The organism is Gulosibacter chungangensis, assembly GCF_008831155.1.
Lineage (GTDB): Bacteria > Actinomycetota > Actinomycetes > Actinomycetales > Microbacteriaceae > Gulosibacter > Gulosibacter chungangensis.
Map to the genome: position 1 here is coordinate 34,855 of NZ_WBKB01000007.1, position 20,126 is coordinate 54,980.

Annotated in this window: 17 protein-coding genes; 3 read left to right on the forward strand and 14 right to left on the reverse strand. The window is 61.6% G+C overall.

Translation table 11 applies throughout. The annotated features are described in order from the left end of the window. Positions 1 to 18 precede the first annotated feature (18 nt). Positions 19 to 624, forward strand: coding sequence for a class I SAM-dependent methyltransferase (locus tag F8O05_RS11085; RefSeq protein ID WP_158052818.1), 606 nt, complete (start codon positions 19 to 21; stop codon positions 622 to 624). Positions 625 to 641: 17 nt separating this feature from the next. Here F8O05_RS11085 and F8O05_RS11090 read toward each other — a convergent pair whose 3' ends face one another. The 3 genes from F8O05_RS11090 to miaB form a co-directional block, all read right to left on the reverse strand. Beyond that, the gene (locus F8O05_RS11090) at positions 642 to 1,541 is read right to left on the reverse strand and encodes a diaminopimelate epimerase (RefSeq protein ID WP_158052819.1); all 900 of its coding nucleotides are present in this window, start codon (positions 1,539 to 1,541) and stop codon (positions 642 to 644) included. A gap of 68 nt (positions 1,542 to 1,609) precedes the next feature. After that, positions 1,610 to 2,545 carry a tRNA (adenosine(37)-N6)-dimethylallyltransferase MiaA gene (gene miaA, locus F8O05_RS11095; RefSeq protein ID WP_158052820.1) on the reverse strand — a complete coding sequence of 312 codons (936 nt, stop codon included), beginning with the start codon at positions 2,543 to 2,545 and terminating at the stop codon, positions 1,610 to 1,612. Beyond that, on the reverse strand, positions 2,542 to 4,098 hold the full coding sequence (gene miaB / locus F8O05_RS11100) for a tRNA (N6-isopentenyl adenosine(37)-C2)-methylthiotransferase MiaB (protein ID WP_158052821.1): 1,557 nt from the start codon (positions 4,096 to 4,098) through the stop codon (positions 2,542 to 2,544). The genes miaA and miaB overlap by 4 nt, the downstream gene beginning before the upstream one ends. A gap of 210 nt (positions 4,099 to 4,308) precedes the next feature. On the opposite strand from miaB, the gene F8O05_RS11105 reads away from it, so the two are divergent. Beyond that, complete coding sequence (locus tag F8O05_RS11105; RefSeq protein ID WP_158052822.1) at positions 4,309 to 5,979, forward strand: ABC-F family ATP-binding cassette domain-containing protein; 1,671 nt, start codon at positions 4,309 to 4,311, stop codon at positions 5,977 to 5,979. Here the strand turns inward: F8O05_RS11105 and F8O05_RS11110 are convergent. From F8O05_RS11110 to dapA, 10 genes are all read right to left on the reverse strand, one after another. Next, a complete protein-coding gene (locus F8O05_RS11110; RefSeq protein ID WP_158052823.1) occupies positions 5,976 to 7,628 on the reverse strand; it encodes a SulP family inorganic anion transporter in 1,653 nt (550 codons plus the stop codon). The genes F8O05_RS11105 and F8O05_RS11110 overlap by 4 nt on opposite strands. Positions 7,629 to 7,743: 115 nt before the next feature. Then, positions 7,744 to 8,457, reverse strand: a complete 714-nt coding sequence (locus tag F8O05_RS11115; protein WP_158052824.1) for a regulatory protein RecX — start codon at positions 8,455 to 8,457, stop codon at positions 7,744 to 7,746. 11 nt (positions 8,458 to 8,468) lie between these two features. Further along, on the reverse strand, positions 8,469 to 9,530 hold the full coding sequence (recA, locus tag F8O05_RS11120) for a recombinase RecA (protein WP_158052825.1): 1,062 nt from the start codon (positions 9,528 to 9,530) through the stop codon (positions 8,469 to 8,471). Positions 9,531 to 9,787: 257 nt separating this feature from the next. Next, positions 9,788 to 10,018, reverse strand: a complete 231-nt coding sequence (locus F8O05_RS11125; RefSeq protein ID WP_158052826.1) for a DUF3046 domain-containing protein — start codon at positions 10,016 to 10,018, stop codon at positions 9,788 to 9,790. Positions 10,019 to 10,111: 93 nt separating this feature from the next. Beyond that, the gene (locus F8O05_RS11130) at positions 10,112 to 10,444 is read right to left on the reverse strand and encodes a helix-turn-helix domain-containing protein (RefSeq protein ID WP_158052827.1); all 333 of its coding nucleotides are present in this window, start codon (positions 10,442 to 10,444) and stop codon (positions 10,112 to 10,114) included. Between the two features lie 93 nt (positions 10,445 to 10,537). After that, a complete protein-coding gene (locus tag F8O05_RS11135; protein WP_225735867.1) occupies positions 10,538 to 11,233 on the reverse strand; it encodes a CinA family protein in 696 nt (231 codons plus the stop codon). A 75-nt stretch (positions 11,234 to 11,308) separates the two neighbouring features. Then, complete coding sequence (pgsA, locus tag F8O05_RS11140; protein ID WP_225735868.1) at positions 11,309 to 11,905, reverse strand: CDP-diacylglycerol--glycerol-3-phosphate 3-phosphatidyltransferase; 597 nt, start codon at positions 11,903 to 11,905, stop codon at positions 11,309 to 11,311. 16 nt (positions 11,906 to 11,921) lie between these two features. Continuing rightward, complete coding sequence (locus F8O05_RS11145; RefSeq protein WP_158052828.1) at positions 11,922 to 14,741, reverse strand: FtsK/SpoIIIE family DNA translocase; 2,820 nt, start codon at positions 14,739 to 14,741, stop codon at positions 11,922 to 11,924. 171 nt (positions 14,742 to 14,912) lie between these two features. Then, positions 14,913 to 16,625, reverse strand: coding sequence for a ribonuclease J (locus F8O05_RS11150; RefSeq protein WP_158052829.1), 1,713 nt, complete (start codon positions 16,623 to 16,625; stop codon positions 14,913 to 14,915). A 40-nt stretch (positions 16,626 to 16,665) separates the two neighbouring features. Then, positions 16,666 to 17,640 carry a 4-hydroxy-tetrahydrodipicolinate synthase gene (dapA, locus tag F8O05_RS11155; RefSeq protein ID WP_158052830.1) on the reverse strand — a complete coding sequence of 325 codons (975 nt, stop codon included), beginning with the start codon at positions 17,638 to 17,640 and terminating at the stop codon, positions 16,666 to 16,668. Between the two features lie 95 nt (positions 17,641 to 17,735). On the opposite strand from dapA, the gene trmB reads away from it, so the two are divergent. Then, positions 17,736 to 18,635 carry a tRNA (guanine(46)-N(7))-methyltransferase TrmB gene (gene trmB, locus F8O05_RS11160; RefSeq protein WP_225735869.1) on the forward strand — a complete coding sequence of 300 codons (900 nt, stop codon included), beginning with the start codon at positions 17,736 to 17,738 and terminating at the stop codon, positions 18,633 to 18,635. Here the strand turns inward: trmB and F8O05_RS11165 are convergent. Next, the gene (locus F8O05_RS11165) at positions 18,632 to 20,125 is read right to left on the reverse strand and encodes an Hsp70 family protein (RefSeq protein ID WP_158052831.1); all 1,494 of its coding nucleotides are present in this window, start codon (positions 20,123 to 20,125) and stop codon (positions 18,632 to 18,634) included. The genes trmB and F8O05_RS11165 overlap by 4 nt on opposite strands. Between the last annotated feature and the right edge of the window lies 1 nt (position 20,126).

Here is a 20,126-nt window from a genome sequence, read left to right on the forward strand (position 1 = left end):
TGCGCTACCTTTCTACTCATGGCGGAACACTATTTCGCGGAGAACCCGCAGGCCCAAGAACGCAAACGTGAGATCGAGATCAGTCTTCGAGGTCGGCAGCTCACGGTGACAACCGCCAATGCCGTCTTTTCCGGCGATCACCTCGACCGAGCAACACGAATTCTCCTCGAAGAGGTGCCATCTCCCCCGGCAACTGGCCATGCCCTCGATTTAGGTTGCGGGTGGGGACCGATCGCTATGGCACTCGCCCTCGAGTCGCCGGATCTCAACGTTTGGGCCGTTGACGTCAACGAACGGGCCATCGAACTCACGACAGAAAACACCAAACGGCACTCACTACGTAATGTCACAGCTGGCAAAGCCGAAGACGTGCCCGCTGGCATCGCATTCGACGTCATTTGGTCAAACCCACCGATCCGGATCGGCAAGGCCGCGCTCGATGCGCTGCTCGGAACCTGGTTACCGCGGCTCGCCCCCGGAGGTCAGGCCTGGCTTGTTGTCGGCAAGAACCTCGGTGCGGATTCCTTACAAAAGCGACTGGCCGCATCCCTCGGCACCGAATTCGATGTCAGTCGACATTCAACCTCGGGCGGTTTCCGAGTCCTGCGCGTCACTCGGGTTTGATCCGGGTGCGGCGGTAGTTACCTTGCCGCAACAGTCTGATCGAGTTCGATAGCCCCGGAGAAGACAATCTCAGCGGGGCCAGCTTGACCGAGATGTTCGCCTTCCTCGGTCGGAAACATGCGCACCTGCATGGCTCCACCAACCGCGCTCACGCGCCAATGGTGCGGCGCACCCTCGCCAGCCCAATGCCGAACGGCCAAGGCCACTGCTGCCGCAGCGGTGCCGCTTGAGCGTGTCTCTCCGAGGTCACGTTCGTACGTTCGCACGCGCAACTGACCGACTCCGTTCTTGACCAGTGGCTCTTCCGGCACCACGAAGGCCACGCTCAGTCCGGCAGGATGCGTGGGCTCAATGAGCGGCGCATCCCGCAGGTCGAGTTCGGCAAGTTCTTCCTCGCTCGAGAGCGCCACCACGACGAAGGGGATGCCCACTTCGATACCCAGGCCGGGACGCGCCACACGCAGTCCACCCGCCTGCACGAGCGGTTCTCCGCCAACAAGACGCCAGCGACCCAGGTCGGCCTGAAACCCGTCGGTGGAGTTGCGCTGCACATCCATCACGCCCACGCGCGTGCCGATCGAAAGGGTTTCGCCTTTGGGGAGATCAACAAGGTTTGACTCGGTCAGTACCCGCGCCATCGCCCGCAGACCGTTTGCGCTATAGCCTTCTGTAACCCCGCGGGCGGTGATGTAGTCCATGAACCATTCCGCCTCGGGAACTTCAGCAAGCACCCGAGCGCCCTCGGGCACCGAGTCGCTGCGCACCGCTCGAATCACGCCATCCGCGCCGATCCCCTGATGACGATCGCAGAGCGCACGCACCTCCTCCGCGGTCAGCTCGCTCGAATTGCTGGGGTCGACAACCACCAGAAAATCATTTCCGAGCGTGTGAATCTTGGTGAACTGAATGGGAGGCATGACAGCAATGCTATCGGCGCACGAGCCTCAGTAGGTGCCGACTGTAGCGGCCTGGAGACCGGCGAATCTCACGGTCTTTCCGAGTCTGATGCAAACGCTTTCAGTACCTGCTGTGCCGCCCAGGGGTCATCGCCGCGTACCCGCAGCGCGGTGTCATAGCGGCGGAACCATGACACCTGTCGACGGGAATACTTTCGGGTCAGCAACTGCGCCTCGGCGATTGCATCCGCCTCACTGAGATCGCCGCGCAGCTGACGCGCAGCCTGGGCGTATCCGATTGCCTTGCCCGCAGTCGACGATTCCACAAGTCCCTGTTCGACAAGCGCGGCCGTCTCCGTCACCAGCCCATCACGCCACATCGTCACGACCCGAGCATCCAGCGTCGGGACGAGTTCCTCTCGCGGAATTTCGGTGAGCACCATGGTGGTCGGCCGCCACCAGGAGTCCTGTTCCGGCAGCTGTGCCGAAAATTTTTCCCCGGTGACTCGAATAACTTCCAGTGCGCGGACGACTCGTCGACCGTTCTTGGGGTCGATCTTCGCCGCCGCTTCGGGGTCGAAATCGCGTAGCCGCTTGTAGAGCATTCCCGATCCCCAGGATTCAAGCTCGCGCTCAAGTTCCGCACGAATCTGCGGGTCTCTTCCTGGGAACTGGAGGTCAAACACCACCGAGGCGATGTACAGTCCCGACCCACCCACGAGGATTGGGACCGCACCGCGGCCAATAATTGCAGTGATCGTGTCGCGGGCAAGCGGCTGATACCACGCCACGGTGGCCGTCTCGGTGACATCCAGCACGTCAAACAGGTGGTGTGGGATGCCGCGACGCTGATCGACCGGGAGCTTGGCCGTACCAATGTCCATCCCCCGGTAGAACTGCATCGCGTCGGCATTCACGATCTCCGCAGCACGACCCCCGGCCTGGAGCTGTTCCGCGATCGCGAGCGAGAGTCCGGTCTTTCCCGTCCCCGTTGCGCCCCCGATGACGATCAGTTCGCTGGTCACTGCCACTTCGACGGTGCGCCAGGGGCACCAATTCGAAGGGTTGGCAAGCCCAGGCTCACCGCGCTGCCCTCACTCGCCCCGCCAGTAGGAGCACCGCAGGATTCCGCCTGGGCCGCATCCCAAGCATCCCCCGAACGGGTACGACGAATCCGCAAGGGAGCGCCGGATGGATCATCGGCCACAAGGTAGCTCGGGGCCCCGCGGGTGATCTCAACCGTAACGATATCCCCCGGGCGCGGCGTCGCCGAGCCTTCCGGCACTGAAAAGTGCACAAGTCGATTGTCTTCCGCACGTCCCGTGAGTCGGTGCGTTGCCTCGTCCTTTTTGCCCTCATCCGCTGCGACCATCACCTGCTGGGTGGTCCCGACCAGAGCCTGATTCTCCTCGAGCGAAATGCGCTTTTGCAGGGCTACGAGGCGTTCGAAGCGTTCCTGAACGACTTCCTTGGGGATCTGGTCTGCCATTGTCGCGGCCGGAGTGCCCTCGCGAATCGAGTACTGGAAGGTGAACGCGCTCGAAAATCGCGAAGCCTCGACCACGCGAAGCGTGTCTTGGAAGTCCTCCTCGGTTTCGCCCGGGAAACCAACGATGAGGTCGGTGGTGATGGATGCGTGCGGCATCTTCTCGCGTACCCGGTCGAGGATGCCGAGGAACTTTTTCGATCGATAGGAGCGGCGCATGGCGCGGAGCACACGGTCGGAGCCGGACTGCAGTGGCATGTGCAGCTGCGGCATCACGTTCGGGGTCTCGGCCATCGCGTCAATGACATCGTCAGTGAAGCCAGCCGGGTGCGGGCTCGTGAAGCGCACGCGCTCGAGCCCCTCGATCTCGCCGCAAGCACGAAGCAGCTTCGAGAATGCCTGTCGGTCACCGAATTCAACACCGTAGGAGTTCACGTTCTGACCGAGGAGCGTGACTTCGATTGCCCCTTGATCGACGAGTGCTTGAACTTCCTTGAGGATTTCTCCGGGTCGACGGTCCTTTTCTTTGCCTCGCAAGGCGGGCACGATGCAGAAGGTGCAGGTGTTATTGCACCCCACAGAGATGGACACCCACCCCGAATAGGTCGACTCTCGCTTCGTCGGCAGCGTCGAGGGGAAGGTTTCGAGCGCTTCGAGGAGTTCGATTTCGGCCTCGGCGTTATGTCGTGCACGCTCCAGCAGGGTCGGCAGCGACCCCATATTGTGCGTACCGAACACGACATCCACCTGCGGGGCCCGCTCAATGATCTTGTTCTGCTCCATCTGCGCGAGGCAGCCACCAACGGCAATCTGCATGCCTTCATGCTCGCGCTTGCGGCTTGCGAGCTGCCCGAGGTTGCCGTAGAGCTTATTGGCCGCGTTCTCACGCACCGCACAGGTATTGATAACGATGACATCGGCGTCCTCGGTCTGTGCCTCAACGTACCCCGCGGCAAGCAGTGACCCGGTGATGCGCTCAGAATCGTGCACGTTCATCTGGCAGCCGAGCGTGCGCACGTAGAAGCTACGCGGATTGCCATCTGGCCCGATGGCCGCTGGCGAAGGCTTAATGAGAGTGGCGGTGTCGGTCATAGTCCCTAATTCTACGGCGCCCTTGGCTACGACGAAATCGACGCGTACGATGGGGCGCATGAAGCTGTCCTAAGTCCTCCACTTGCGCCCGCGGCGACCGCAGAATTTGAGTGCGGTGTTCTGATGCCCGGCAAGTGATTCGACTATTGAAGACTCGGTCATATCGTGTCTTCTTGCTGAGGTACTGCTTTGACCCAATCACTTCAATTCATGTCCGCTGCGCATCTTCGTGTTGACGGTGCGACCGTGCTGCGCGGGACCCGACGCGTTCTCGAAGACGTCAGCCTCGCGGTCTCGCCGGGTGAACGCATCGGGCTGATCGGTGCCAACGGTTCCGGGAAATCCACGCTGCTTTCGCTCATTTCAGGCTCCCTCGATGCGCAAGCTGCAAGTGGTTCGATCACGGTGCCGACAACACTCGGGAGTTTGGCGCAGGAGCTCGAACACACGGCTGATGACTCGCTTTCCGAGGTAATTGAGTCGGCGGTCGCCCCGCTACGCGCCATCGGCACGAGGCTCGAGGAGGCAGCGGCACACCTCGCCGATGCGGCCTCCCCGCATAACAGCGCTGCCGAAGACTATGAACAGGCACTTCTCGAAGCCGAGCACAGCGGCCTATGGGAATTGGATGCACAGATTGATTCGATGCTGACCGGCCTTGGCCTCGGTGGCATCGCCCGAAGCCGACCGGTCGCTGCGCTTTCCGGCGGTCAACGTCGTCGCTTGGCCCTTGCAGCGCTATTGCTCAAGCGACCGTCTGCCTTGGTGCTGGATGAGCCGACCAATCACCTCGACGATGGCGCAGTCGCATTTCTTGAGCAGCAGCTACTCGGCTGGACGGGGCCGGTTCTCTTTGCCAGTCACGATCGTTCGTTCCTGGATGCAGTGGCCACCGGAATCGTCGACCTCGATTATTCCTTCGGTCCGGAGGGTCCCACCAGTGGGCTCCAGCAGGCGCGCCGCTACACGGGTGGTTTCAGTGACTACTTAGTCGCCCGCGCTGCTGATCGAGTGCGTTGGCAGCGGGCATTCGAAGAGCAGCAAGCCGAACGCCGCCGTCTCGAGTACGTGATCGCGGTCGACGCTCGGGATGTCTTCCACACCACGAAGCCACGGAGCGAAACGCGGATGGCTGCCAAGTTTGAAGCGGACCGCGCCGCGAAAACCGTTGGCGCTCGACTTCGGCAAGCCCGCAATCGACTCGCAGAGCTTGACCGTTCGCCGGTCCATGCGCCACCGAAACTGCTGCAATTTTCCGGATTTGAGCGCTCCGGGGAAGTCTCGGCGGAGCAAGCTTCGGCCATGCTCACGAGGAACGACCCAATTGCTGTAGTCCACGGTGCAGCGGTCGGGCGGCGACTGGCACCGATTTCCCTCGAAATCGGGCCGCATTCACGCTTGCTCATTGAGGGGGCGAACGGTGCCGGGAAGTCCACCCTGTTGTCGTTACTCTCCGGACAATTGCAGCCCGAGGTCGGCACCGTTGAGCTGCACGGCTCAGTCGGATTACTCGCTCAATACGACTCCTGGCCGGACCTAACGGTCACTGCTGAGCAGGCCTATCGACAAGATCTCGCCAGTGGCGACACGCTCCCGACACCATGGGAACTTGGCCTACTCGATGAGGCGGCCAGCAGACTGCCGCTTGCTGCGCTGTCCTACGGTCAGCGGCGACGAATCGCGCTAGCGCGACTGATTGCTGATCCACCAGACCTATTGCTCCTCGACGAGCCGACGAATCATCTCGCGCTCTCGCTCGCAGAAGAACTCGAGCAGGCGATCCCGGATTACCCGGGTGCCGTGGTCATTGCGAGTCATGATCGGTGGTTGCGTGAACGGTGGCGAGGTGAAGTCCTCCAGCTTCACCCCGCGGCCAGCTAAGTTGAAGCCGTCGGCTGCCCTTGGCCCGGCTGCCAGGGGCCACGCCGAATGTGGCTTCGGGCGTGATCAACCGCATCCTCAAGCGTGTCAAAGGCGTGCCGCCCATCCCGCAGGGCATCCCGCACCCCGAACGCCCCAGCCATCTGTTGGTGACGGGGCTGCAGACCCTTGAGTAGCACCGTCACGCCCCGGTTCTCGAAGGTTTCGATGATCTCGACGAGGGCATTTGCGCCGGTTGAATCGAGACCTCCCAAATGCGATAGCCGAATGATGACCACTTCGATGCCGGTGAACTGATCGAACTCTCGCTGGAGCTTCTCTGCGGCACCGAAGAACATGGCGCCGTCGATCCGTACCAGGGCAATCCGCTCGTCGCCGGCAACTCGATCCCCCGGCAGCTCTTCCCGCCGAACCCCGGCCTGATCGGCCACGTGTTTCAATGCGACAATCGCGGCGGCTATCAAGCCGATCCACACCGCCACGATCAAATCGAAGGCCACGGTGATTGCCGCGGTGACGAAGAAGATGAAGATGTCCGGGCGGCTGGCTCGAAGAACCGAGCGAATGGTTCGACCGGCAACCATGCGCGTCGCGGTCGCCATGAGCACTCCTGCCAGTGCCGCCAGAGGAATGATCGAGACCAGACTCGCGCCCACATAGATCACCAAGAGCAACAGGAGTGCGTGAATCGCCGAGCTCGCGCGGCTCTTTCCTCCCGAACGGACGTTTACGGCGGTGCGGGCGATTGCGCCCGTTGCCGGCATGCCACCAAAAAGGCCCGATGCAATCGACGCCAAACCCTGGCCACTGAGTTCCCGATCCGGGTCATAGGCTCCGGTATCGGCCATGCGGGAGGCTACTCGGGCCGAAAGCAGCGACTCGATTGCGGCAAGCAGGGCGATTGACACTGCTGGTCCCATGAGCGACCCCAGCGTTGCGACGTCAAAGCTCGGCACCGACGGCGCAGGCAAGCTGGACGGTAACTGCCCAATATTTGGGATCGGCATGCTGAAGAGCAGGACCAAAACGGTCACGACGATTACGCCGATGAGGCTCGCGGGGATGGCCGGGTGGATCTTCGGCAGGAGCAGGATGAGCGCCCAGGTAATCGCGACCATGAGCAAGGTCTGCCAGGCTATTGCCCAGTCGGCGTCGCCGATTGCCGCCAACGCGGCAATCGCTGGATTGAGTCCAACTGTTGCAGTGGTCCCGAAGGCCATGGGGACCTGCTGGAGGAAGATAATAATGGCGATCCCGAGGGTGAATCCTTCGACCACTGTCCACGGAATCAGCGACACCACGCGCCCGAGGCCGAACAGCCCCATGATCAGTAGCATCACCCCGGAGATGAGCGCCAGCAGCGGCACAGTTTCGGCGCCGTGCGTCGCCACCACTGGCGCGAGGATGACGGCCATCGCCCCCGTCGGGCCGGAGACCTGCACATTCGAACCGCCGAAGATTGCCGCCACAAACCCGGCGACCACTGCCGTCACGAGCCCCGCAGACGCCGAGACTCCCGAGCTAATGCCAAACGCAAGCGCAAGCGGGAGCGCCACGATGGCAACGGTGACCCCGGCCGTGAGATCGAATCGCCAACTCTTTCTGAGGCCTCGATAATCTGCTGCGCGCGGGAGGACCCGCCCTGCCACTGTGCTTAGAACATTGCGCGACTGGCCCTGGACCAATGCAAAATCGCCTCAAATCTGAATCAAAAACCGGTTTGACCCCTATTTTATGGTGCGCCGTGCTGTCAGTTTGATCGAGCTATTCCAGCGCTGCCTTTACTGCACGCCCGACAATGTCACCACCGAAACCACGACGGGCGAGGTACCCGTAGAGCCTTCTCTGCGCCGTCTCATAATCAAGTCCGCGGAATCGCGAGGCTCGCTCGCGAGCAAGTTCCAATGCGCGATCAAATTCCTCGCTGCCATCAAAGTCGCCGAGGACCGTTTGAATGATCTCGTCAGTAATTCCTCGCTTACGCAGTTCACGGCTCATGCCGCCCCGCCCGAGCCCCTTGCGGCTTAGGGCGCCGGACACCAGCTGTTCAGCCAACGAAGCATCATCCAGATAGCCCAAATCAATCATGCGGTTCACGATCGGCTCACGCTCACGTGGGCCGAGCTCTGTTCGGTTCGCCAGGAACTCTTCGGCCTCACGGACAGATTTTGGGCTGCGAGCGAGCGCGCGGACGAGCAAGTCGGAGGCTTCCTCGACGTCCGCTTCGTCGTGCTCGGCGATACCCGGCATCCGCGCCACATTATTGTCTGACTTTGGACGAAATTGCGGACCAGATCGCTCCGGAGTGCCTTGCTTTGTAGAAGGAGCGGGATTCGGCTCGTTTTCTGCCGCGGTTTCGAGCATTTTTGCGCGCAACTGCGCCAGGTGAGATTCGCGTTCACCTGGCGCAGTCGCATTGCTCGTGTTGAACCCCGGGAACGCGATGACCTCAGCGAGACCGTCTTGTTCTTCGTTCATGGCACTAGTCGCTAAGCACCGAGTTCGAGGACTTCGCCGGTCTCTTCATCAATGAGCGGTTCCGGTTCGCCCTCCCGAATACCAAGCTTGACGAGAATCTTGTGCTCGATCTCATCGGCAATGTCCGAGTTCTCGAGGAGGAAGCGACGGACATTTTCTTTACCCTGCCCGAGCTGATCACCGTCGTAGGTGAACCAGGAGCCCGATTTCTGCACGATGCCGTGCTCCACGCCGTAGTCAATCAGCGAACCTTCACGCGAAATGCCGTGACCAAACAGAATGTCAAACTCCGCCTGCTTGAACGGCGGTGCCATCTTGTTCTTCACGACCTTGACGCGAGTTCGGTTACCCACGGCTTCGCCGGAGTCCTTCAAGGTTTCGATACGGCGAATATCGAGCCGAACCGAAGCATAGAACTTCAGGGCCTTACCACCGGCCGTGGTTTCGGGGCTCCCGAAGAAGACACCGATCTTTTCACGAAGCTGGTTGATGAAGATCGCCGTAGTTTTGCTCGTGTTGAGCCCACCGGTGAGCTTTCGTAGTGCCTGCGACATCAGTCGAGCCTGCAGACCCACGTGAGAGTCACCCATCTCGCCTTCGATCTCGGCCCGTGGCACAAGTGCTGCGACCGAGTCGACGACAATCAGGTCGATCGCACCCGAGCGCACCAACATGTCCGTAATTTCCAGCGCCTGTTCACCGGTGTCCGGCTGAGAGACCAGGAGTTCGTCAATATCGACGCCAAGCTTCTTGGCGTATTCGGGGTCAAGCGCGTGCTCAGCGTCAATGAACGCCGCGATGCCGCCCTCACGCTGGACGTTTGCGATTGCGTGCAGGGCGATCGTGGTCTTACCCGAAGACTCCGGACCGTAGATCTCCACCACACGACCGCGTGGGAGACCGCCGATGCCGAGCGCTGCATCCAACGCGATTGAACCGGTGGGGATGATCTCAACTGGGGCACGCTCTTCGCTACCAAGGCGCATCACCGATCCCTTACCGAAGTGGCGGTCGATCTGGCTGAGGGCGGATTCGAGGGCCTTGTCGCGGTCTTTTTCTTTAGGTGAGGCCATGATGTTGCTCCTTTGAGATAGGTGTTGTCGCCTACAGGCTGTCTTTCGCTGATTGAGAGCGTTCCGACAAGGCGGGCGGTTCGCTTTCGACCTGTGCCCACAGCGTAGATTTAGCCACCGACATTTCCTGCGGCGGAGTCTTGCACTGTGGAAAACCGGTCATCCACAAACCACATGCATGACACTACACCCTATCGAACAGCCGTTCGACCTCATTTTGCGGGCGTGTCGAAACTGCTACAAATCGGCAATTCGCGCTAGCCATTCGCGCGGGGGTCGAGCCGACCCACCCCGTACCAACGATCCTTGGGGATATCCATTCCGACGCAGAGCGCTTCCCACACCGTCCGCGCGTCAACACCTTCGTCGAGCGCTTGTTTTGCCGTGCGGTCCGCCAGGCCATCCAACACAACATCACGAACCACACTCGCGCCGTAGACCTCACCAAATTCGTCGGTCACGGCTCGCTGGAATTCGCTCAATCGCATCCGCCCATCGTACTGCCCAGACAACCGCGTCGGAAACTACGGAACGCCTCGTCGCGGTGGCAGACGAGGCGTTCCGGAAGAGATAGCAGGCTGTTAGTGAGCGCCCACTGGTTCGTGGTGCGAGCTCAGCAGGTCGTCCGGCACGGTGTCGGGAATGACACCGGCAAGACGCTGCTCACGCAGCTCACGTTCTTCGTGTGCGAGGAGGCGATTGCCAACCTCGTGATAAATCTGGGACAGAGGTGTGTCAAGCGCGCCAGCCACCGATGCGAGAATCTCGCTCGATGCTTCCTTCTGACCGCGCTCAATTTCTGAGAGGTATCCAAGCGCTACAGAAGCACGGCCGGCGACTTGCCGAAGCGTGGCTCCCTTACGCAGGCGGACGTTCCGAAGCACCTCTCCCATTTCATGACGGACTAGCACCATACGGAACCTCCTTTTCTCGATGTTGCATAGCTGAGGCTCATGCAGTGTATAACCTGCCCCCGGGAAATTTCATTCCCTGCTACCGGGTAACACTCAGAGTTCTGCCTGAATCGACAAATGCTCAAGGACATTAAAGAGCGCGGCCTCGATGGTTGCGAACCGAATTCGCTGTCGTGAGCCGATCGGGTCTTCTTCCCGCACCAGGTTCGCGAAGTCCAATTCCGCCACGTGCTCACCCCAGAGCGTGGAGATGCCCACGAAAACAGTGCCCGCTGGCTGGTCTTTGGATGAGGGGTCAGGCCCCGCGACACCGGTGGTCGAAACCCCAATGTCTGAGTCCCGTCCGAGCATGACAAATTTTTTACGCACTCCCCGGGCCATCTGCAGCGCCACCTCCGGATGCACGGCCCCGTGATCGTGCAGCACCCGTTTGTCGACCCCCAGCAGCGCGTGCTTGATTTCGTCTTGATAGGCAACGATGCCGCCGAGGAATGTTGCGGAGATTCCCGGGACGCGAACAAGCTCGGCGGCCAATGCCCCGCCGGTGAGCGACTCTGCAGTGGTAATCGTGAGATTCGCTTCAACGAGTATTTTGGCAAGCTCGAGTGCCCGAGCAGAGGGATCGTTCACAGTAGAGTGCACCGGCGGCAGCGCCGGTAATGGCTCGGCACGTTCTGCGTCATCCGCGGTGATCGCAGGAATTACTGCGGGCGGTTCGGCATGGGTATGACCGGCACGGGTGCCCTTAGCTTGTGCATCACCCTCCGCAAAGGGCTGATTATTCGTCACGGCATTCCCCTCTCGTGCATCCGAAGCGTGGTGCGCTGGACTCAGCAGCCTCACGGCCGCTCGGCCACAGACCAACTAGGCCGCGCGCTTCTTAGGAAAGTATGCCTGCACGAGGTAGTCAATTCCCGACCAAATCGTGAGGATAAAGGCGAGCGACATCGCGACCGTATTCACCCAGTGCATCCATTCGCCGAAGATGACCGGGAAGGGCGCGATCGCCAGTGAGATGGCGATCGCCTGCACCACCGTTTTGAGTTTGCCGCCGCGACCGGCCGGCATGACGATCCGGCGCACTTCAACGAGTCGCCAAATGGTGATCCCGATCTCGCGCAGCAGGATGAGGCCGGTCACCCACCAGGGAAGCTCCCCGAGATAGGACAGCACCAACAATGCCGCGCCCGTAAGTGCCTTGTCGGCGATCGGGTCGAGAATTTTGCCAAAGTCACTAATCAGATTGCGGCTGCGGGCAAGGTGACCGTCGATTGCATCCGAACCGATTCCGACTACAAAAAGACCGAGCGCGAGCCACCGCAGCGGGCCGCCCTCGCCCGCATCCGCGATCATTGCCCAGACCAGCGCTGGCACAAAGAGAATTCGCACGATGGTGATGACATTGGGCACTGCCCAGATGCTGACCGGGCCTTCACCCCTGCGCCAGATGCGCTTGTTCACTGCGGTACTCCTCGCGCTAATCGCGGCCCGTGAGGCTCCAGGCGTCCTCGCTATCTTCATCGGCATCGCCCTCGACCTCCTCAAGACCTTCATACTGAGCGGCAACGAGGTCTTCCGGGCCGTCATAGTCGTCAGCCGGGCCGGCAGTCGGGCCGCCCGCAGACGCCCCCTCGGGCGGCAAGTCGCCGCGGATCATTGCGAGCACCTGCGGCAGTTCTTCCGGTGAGCGCAATACGTCTCGAGCCTTCGACCCCTCGGAAGGGCCGACGATGTCACGGGACTCCATGAGGTCCATCAGGCGACCGGCCTTCGCAAAGCCGACCCGCAGCTTGCGCTGCAACATCGACGTTGAACCGAACTGGGAAGTAATCACGAGCTCTGCAGCGGCCAGCAAGGGTTCGAGGTCATCGCCAATATCGGCGTCGATCTCACGCTTCTCGGCGGGCGCGTTTATGTCTGTGCGGTACTCGGGCTGCGCCTGTTCCTTAACGTGGCGGACCACCTTGGTGATCTCATCATCGTCGACCCAGGCACCCTGGACACGAATCGGCTTCTGCCCGGCCGGTGAGAACAGCGCATCGCCCTGGCCGATCAGCGACTCGGCACCAACCTGATCAAGGATCACTCGCGAGTCGGTGGAGCTGGTTACGGCAAAGGCAAGTCGCGAAGGCACGTTAGCCTTGATCAGACCCGTCACAACATCCACCGATGGACGCTGCGTGGCGAGCACGAGGTGAATACCCGCGGCACGCGCGAGCTGGGTGATCCGCACGATCGAATCTTCCACGTCTCGTGGTGCCACCATCATGAGCTCCGCAAGCTCGTCGACGACCACGAGGAGGTACGGATACGGCTTGAGTTTGCGCTTGGAGCCTTCCGGCACCTGCACCTCACCCGCGCGGATTGCCGCGTTGAAATCATCGACGTGTCGGAAACCGAAGTTCTCGAGATCGTCGTAACGCATCTCCATTTCCTTGACGACCCACTGCAGCGCCTCAGCGGCTTTCTTCGGGTTCGTAATGATCGGCGTGATCAGGTGCGGCACACCCGAATACGGGGTGAGTTCGACGCGCTTCGGGTCCACCAGCACCATCCGAACCTCGGAGGGCTTGGAGCGGGTCAGGAGCGACACAATCATCGAGTTCACAAAGCTCGACTTACCCGAACCGGTGGAACCAGCCACGAGCAGGTGCGGCATCTTCGCGAGGTTCGCGAGCACGAAACCGCCCTCGACGTCCTTACCGACACCGATCGTCATGGGGTGGGCTGCCTTGACTGCCTTTTGTGAGCTCAGCACATCCCCGAGGCGGACGACCTCGCGGTCACTATTCGGAATCTCCACACCAATCGCGGACTTACCCGGGATCGGCGACAGGATGCGTACCTGATTGGAGCGGACCGCATAGGCAATGTTCTTCGTGAGCTGAGTGACTTTTTCCACCTTGGTGCCCGGCGCCACCTCAACTTCGTAGCGCGTCACCGTCGGGCCACGCGAGAACCCGGTGACCTTCGCATCCACCTTGAAGGATTGGAAGGTCTGGTTCAGTGCGGCAATGGTTTCGTCATTGGCTTCAGTGCGCGAGCGAGCCGGTTCACCTCGCTTGAGGAACTGCTGCGTGGGCGGCAGCTCATATTCATCGTCTTGCTCCTGCGCCCGGGTATCCCAGTTGGCGGTCTCGTCTTCTTCCACCGAAGCGAGCGCATCCGCTTCGCTTGGTTCCGTGCTCGACCCGGCAGCGGTCGCGGGCGTGGCCGCCTGGGCTGCCGGTTCGGCCTGGGTCTGCAACGGCGCAGTGAGCACCTCAGTGGGATGCTCAGCCGCCGCGTCTGCGTTCTGCTCGCTAAAGTCGAGCGTCGGCTCCGGTTCTGATTTCGCCTTGCGCTTCTTACGCCGACCAGTCGCAGTCGGCATGACTTTGGTCTCCGACTCATCGTCGAAGAGGCTCATCATTTCGTCGACACCCTCGCGGTTTTCAGGGTCCACAAGCGGAGTGTCATAGGCCGGGTCAACCTCGCGACCCGACTCATTACGTCGCCACCAGGGCACCTGGTCACGCTCACGGTCCACGCGAGTCTCGGCATCTTCGCTGGCTGCTCCGGAGGCCTGCTTTCCGCTCGCGTGATCGGCGCCCACGAGCCAGGTCCAGCCCTCGCGGATACGACTTGGCAGCTGTCGCGGTGGTGTCTTGGTGATTACAAAGAGCGAGAGCACAAACACGAGTGCCAACAGGACCGTGGCCGGAATTGGCGTGATCAGGAAGCCCAGTGGTGCCCCGATCATCCAGCCAAACACTCCGCCGGCCCGCGCAAGCTCTGGCATTCCCATGGCGGGTTGCGGTTCACCACCGTGCAAGTGACAAATCGCGCAGGCGCTAAACAGCGCCATTCCGAGCCCCAAAATCACTCGGTTGTTGTCATGCACCGAGGAGGGATTACGAAAGAGCCAAAGGGCTAGGCCCATCAGAATTACCGGCAGCGCATAGGCAACAACGCCAAAGAGTCCACCGAAGGTAAACGCGTTGAGGTTTGCGGCGAACGTGTTCCCGGGGAAGAACCAGACCGTCACGGCGCCAGCGATCGCAAGCAAGAAGAGCACCATCGGGAAGGAGTCGCGGCGATCTTCCTTGGCAATACGCTCCGGCCCCATGGCTCGGACGGCACCGCCGACGGCGTGAGCAAGCCCGTTCCAGGCACGGGTGCCGAGGGCTTGTTCTTCTACTGTGAGCTGAACTTTGGTGTCTTGCTGCTTGGAGGAAGACTTCGCCGACCGGCCACGGGATCCCGAGTTGGAGCCCGTGCTCCGGTTTTGGGCACGCTTCGGCGACGAATTAGACATGGGCTTAACGGTACCCGTGGACTCCGGGCGTGCTGCGACATCCGGCGGAGTGCCCGAAATCCGCAAGGATCTCACGCAAAAAGCCGGGTCCGCCCCGCTACGCGGAGGTCGAACCCGGCTTCTCGCAGTTACCCCTACACCGTGCCACTCATGGTGACGGGCGAAAGAAGATTATTCGTTCGTGGCGGGATTCGCGAAGGTCACAATCGGTACGATCATGGGCCGACGACGCTGCTTCGTCCCCGCCCAACGCCCGACCACGCGGCGCACCGCCTGCGAGAGACGGTACTTATCGCGGACACCATCATCGAGGGCGTCTTCAAGCGCCTGACGAACCTGTGGGATCAGCGGCTCAAACACTCGGTCATCCGGTGCGAAGGCACGCGCGTGAATTTCGGGCCCGGCGACGATCGAAGCGTCAATCGGGTCCACCACGGCGAAGATCGAGATAAAGCCTTCTTCTGAAAGCACTCGCCGATCCTTGATGTCGTCTTCGGTCACCGAGCCGACGGTCTTGCCGTCCACGTACACGAAGCCAACCGGAATCTCGCCGACCTTACGGGGTACGCCCTTGAACATGTCAATCACGCCACCGTTTTCGGTGATGATCATATTGTCCTCGTGAACCCCGGACTTTGCGGCGATCTTCGAGTTGGCGACCAGGTGACGGAATTCACCGTGCACCGGCATCGCAAACTTGGGCTTGATCACGTTGTAGCAAGCAAGGAGTTCATCCGCGAAGCCGTGCCCTGACACGTGCACGAGCGCATTGCCCTTGTGCACCACATCCGCACCTGACTTCATCAGATTATTGATCATGTTCGACACGGGCACTTCGTTGCCCGGTACGAGGCTGGATGCGAGCACCACCCGGTCACCCTCGGTCACCTCGATCGCGTGGTCGTGCTGCGCGATACGGTTGAGCACCGCGAGCGTCTCCCCCTGCGAACCGGTACAAATGAAGACCACTTCATGGCGACGCATGCCGAGGGCCTTCTTGTAGTCGACGATGGTCCCGTCGGGAACATCGAGGTAGCCGAGATCAAGTGCAATGCCCATATTGCGGGTCATCGACCGTCCCACGAGTGCGACCTTGCGTCGGTTCGCAACAGCCGCGTTGATCACGTGCTGCACGCGGTGAATGTGGCTCGCGAAGCTCGACACCACCACGCGACCCTTCGCGGTGCGAATCGCCTCGTGAATGGCAGGGCCCACGCTCAGTTCGCTGCCGGAGTGCCCGGGGATTTCGGCGTTCGTCGAGTCACACAGGAACAGGTCGACGCCCTGCTCCCCCAGCCGACCGAAGGCACGCAGGTCGGTCAGACGACCGTCCATCGGAGTCGGGTCCATCTTGAGGTCGGCGGTGTGAATGAAGTTTCCGGCCTTCGTGGACACGTGCACGCCGAGGGAATCCGGAATCGAGTGGCTAATCGCGATGAATTCGCAAGTGAAGGGCCCGAACTCTTCGACGTCTCCCTCGGAGACCGTGAGGGTATAGGGCTTGATTCGGTGTTCGCGCAGCTTGGCTTCGACCAGCGCGAGGGTCAGTTTTGACCCGATGAGCGGAATATCGGGCTTTCGCTTGAGCAAATAGGGCACGCCACCGATGTGGTCTTCGTGCCCGTGGGTCAAGAAAATGCCGACCACGTCATCGAGCCGGTCCATCACCGATTCGATATCGGGAAGGATGAGGTCTACACCGGGCTGGGTGGACTCTGGAAAGAGCACGCCGCAGTCGATGATGAATATTTTTCCGTTGATCTCGAAGGAGGTCATATTACGGCCAACCTCCCCAAGCCCGCCGTGCGGGATGATGCGCATGGTGTCGCGCTTCAGCTTGGGGAGGTTTGCCGCAGGTGCGGCCTGTGTTGAAATATCGGTCATTCAGTACCTGTCAGTTGGCGGTGACACCCGCTAGCGAGAGCTACCGAGTGGTGCCCGCGACCTTGGGGAGCGCACCGCCAGCGGCAGCGTTCCGGTCGGGGCGGAAGTTTGAGAAGTCAACACCGGCAAGCCCCTGAACCTGTGCGACGTCACGTTCAATGACGCTCGCTTCTGCTTCTTCCGGCCCCACCAGCGGCAGGCGCACGCGGGGCGAGGAGATGCGGCCGAGGCCGTGAAGGATGTACTTGGTTGAGACCGTACCCGGGATATGTGTCATCGTCGCGCGGGCGAGGGGCTCGAGGAGCTTGTGTTCGGCGGTTGCCGTGGCGAGATCGCCGCGGTTGACTGCATCCACAATTGTACGATACGGCTGCGGCGCAATATTTGCGGTGACGCCGATCAGCCCCACCGCACCGATCGCGAGCGAGGGCAGCACCATCGGGTCGTCTCCCGAGAAGTAGAGCAAATCGGTCTCATTGAGCACGCGCGACACCTCAGAAAGATCACCCTTGGCGTCTTTCACCGCGAGGATGTTCGGGTGCTTGGCGAGGCGAAGGAGGGTCTCGTACTTCACGGGAATACCGGCACGGCCGGGGATGTCGTACACGATCATCGGCAGGTCGGTCGCGTCCGCGATCATGCGGAAGTGCGTGAGCACACCGGCCTGGGTTGGCTTGTTGTAGTACGGGGTGACCGCCATGATGGCGTCCGCCCCGGCTTCGGCCGACTGCTGCGCGAGCTGGATCGCGTGGGCGGTTTCGTTGGAGGGGCCACCCTGGATGATCTTCGCCCGGTCACCGGCGACCGACTTCGAGACCTTAATAAGTTTGAGCTTTTCCTCATCAGTGAGCGTCGAGGTTTCACCGGTGGTACCGGAAACAACGATTCCGTCAACGCCTTGTGAGACGAGTGTGTCTACGTGCCGCTCAACGTCGTCCCACGCAACTTCACCGTCGTGGTCCATGGGCGTAATGAGGGCAACGAGCACCTGGCCGAAAGGATTCTCTACAGTCACTCCTCCAGGTTACCGCTGATCAGTCGGTTCAGCATACTGTCACTCGCGAGGTGCGTGGTTCGGCACATCGCGATCCGCCTGCGAAGATAGACGCCATGGAATCCCCGCAAGAGTCTCGCTCAAACCCCGAAGCACGAGCGAAGTACCGCATCCGCTCGTTCTCGATGCGCGGTCACAACCGCATGGCGAAGGACTATGACGAGGTCCTCGAAAAGCACGGACCGACCTACATTATTGATGTCCCGGAAGGTCCGACCATCGCCACGATTGACCCGGCAGCGGTCATTGACCTCACTGCGGAATTTGGCCGTGAGGCGCCCCTGGTGGTCGAGATCGGTCCTGGGAATGGTGAGCAACTGACGCATGCCGCGGCAGCGCATCCGGAATGGAATTTTCTTGCGTTCGAGGCCTGGCATCCGGGCGTGGCGAAGTGCGTGGGTAATTTCGCGCGGGCTGGCCTGAGTAATGTCCGCATTATCGAAGCGGATGTCGCGCAGGCCCTACCAATCGTGTTCGGTCTGGAGATCGCTCACGATGAGCGAGCCGTTCAGGGCGGTTCGGGCGTCGGGGTCGATGGCACCGGTGCGGCCACCGGGTATGTGGATGCATCCCACCAGAATTCGGGAAACCCGCGGGCGCGAGAATTGTGGACGTTCTTTCCCGACCCCTGGCGAAAAGCTCGCCACCACAAGCGTCGCCTCGTGAGCGACCTGTTCACTTATACGGCGGCGGGTGTGCTCGAGCCCGGCGGAATTTGGCGCATGGCAACCGACTGGGAAAACTACGCCTGGCAGATGCGTGACGTCATCGAGGAGGCCGAGTGGTTCGAGAACCCGCACCTCGGTGAGCGCCCAGATCCGGAAGACCGAGAGCCCGGGCGTGGCGGCTTTGCCCCGCGCTACGAGGGAAGGCTCCTCACCCACTTTGAGGAGCGCGGTCAGCTGGCCGGGCGGCCTGCGCATGACGTTGTCGGGATTCGACGCGCGGAGCGCTAGCGACTCGCAGTCGCCTCGAGCACGTAGCCGGTATCGAGGTCGGTGAGCCGTACCGAGGTGATGCCGTTGGCGTCCACGCGAACGGTCTCCTCGATCATCGGCCCGTGCTCTCGACGCTCAACGGGAATCGCTCGCAGGTCCTCGTCGCCCCGCTGCAGTTCCGGGTCGAAGGGCATGACGAGGTCCACAAGCGGCGAGAGATCCCCGGTGGGTTCCCCGGCGCTGTCCAATCCGGAATACTCAACGAAGCGGAACCAGCCAACATTGTGCGCCGCCCGATAGCGGCGCTGCACGAGAATCTCACCGTTGGCGTCCGGTTTCGCGGTGGGTTCAATCTGCGGGTCAAACGCCACGGCACGTCCGGCATCGTGTTCTCGGAACACCCCGATGCCGCGTGCGAGTCGGTCTCGCAGGGCGTAGCCCGAGTCCGGGTCGGCAGCAATCGCTAGCCCGATCGCGGTGGATGCGGCGGGGTGCGGTGAGCGGTGCACGCGCCTCCCGAAGCGCTCGCGCAGCAATCGCGGAATCAATGGCAGCCCAGAAGCGCCACCAACGAGATAGATTCCCGCAATTTCGGTACCGGCGAGGGTCTGGTTAACCTCGCCGCCGAGGAGTTCACCCACCGTCGCAATGGCGCGATCCACGAGTGAGCCAGATTCGGTGTAGTAGTCCTCGACCGGGACGGTGATGTCCTGATCGCCGAATTCGAGGAAGATTCGCCGCGACTGCGGAGCAATGCGTTCTTTGGCGCTGCGGGCTTCATCAAGCAGCCGCGCATAGGCGCGCTCCCCCATTGCATCGTGCTCAAAACCACCGGCTCGGCGCGCCATCGTGGCGAGCACTTCGTCAAAGTCATCGCCCCCGAGGTGGTTAATGCCAAGGGTTCGGACGATCTCGTGGTCGGTCCCCGCGATTCGCACCATTGAGGTGTCGAAGGTGCCACCACCAAGGTCAAACACCACCACTGATGAGCGCTTGGAATTGATGCCGCGAGGGTGCCGGTGGGTGTACTCGAACGCCGCGGCGCTTGGCTCGTTGACGAGCGCGAGTACTTCAAATCCGGCGCGAGAAAATGCATCCAGGGTCAGCAGTCGCTGTCCGGAATGAGCATTTGCCGGCACACCCACCACTGCCTGCAGCGGCTCGTTCGTGAGCTCTTGCGCCCGAATCACCGCCGCGACGTGTCGCGCGAAGGCCGACATGGCATCGCCCAGCGAGACATGGTCTTCACCGATGCGCACGCGAGTCGCGGCGGTGCTACCGGGTGCCGCGAGGAGCCGTTTGAAGGATCGCGCCACGGGGACCCCTACGCGGGCGAGCGCTACCGCTTCCCACCCCGCGACGATGTTGCCGTCGCTGAGGGCGATCTGAGTGGGGATGTAATTCTGGGTGTCGCCCTCGGCGTCATCCACGACGAGGACGGGGTAATTGCCGCGGTCCGCCGCCGCAATAATCGTGCGTGTGGTCCCGAAATCGATGCCGAATCGCATG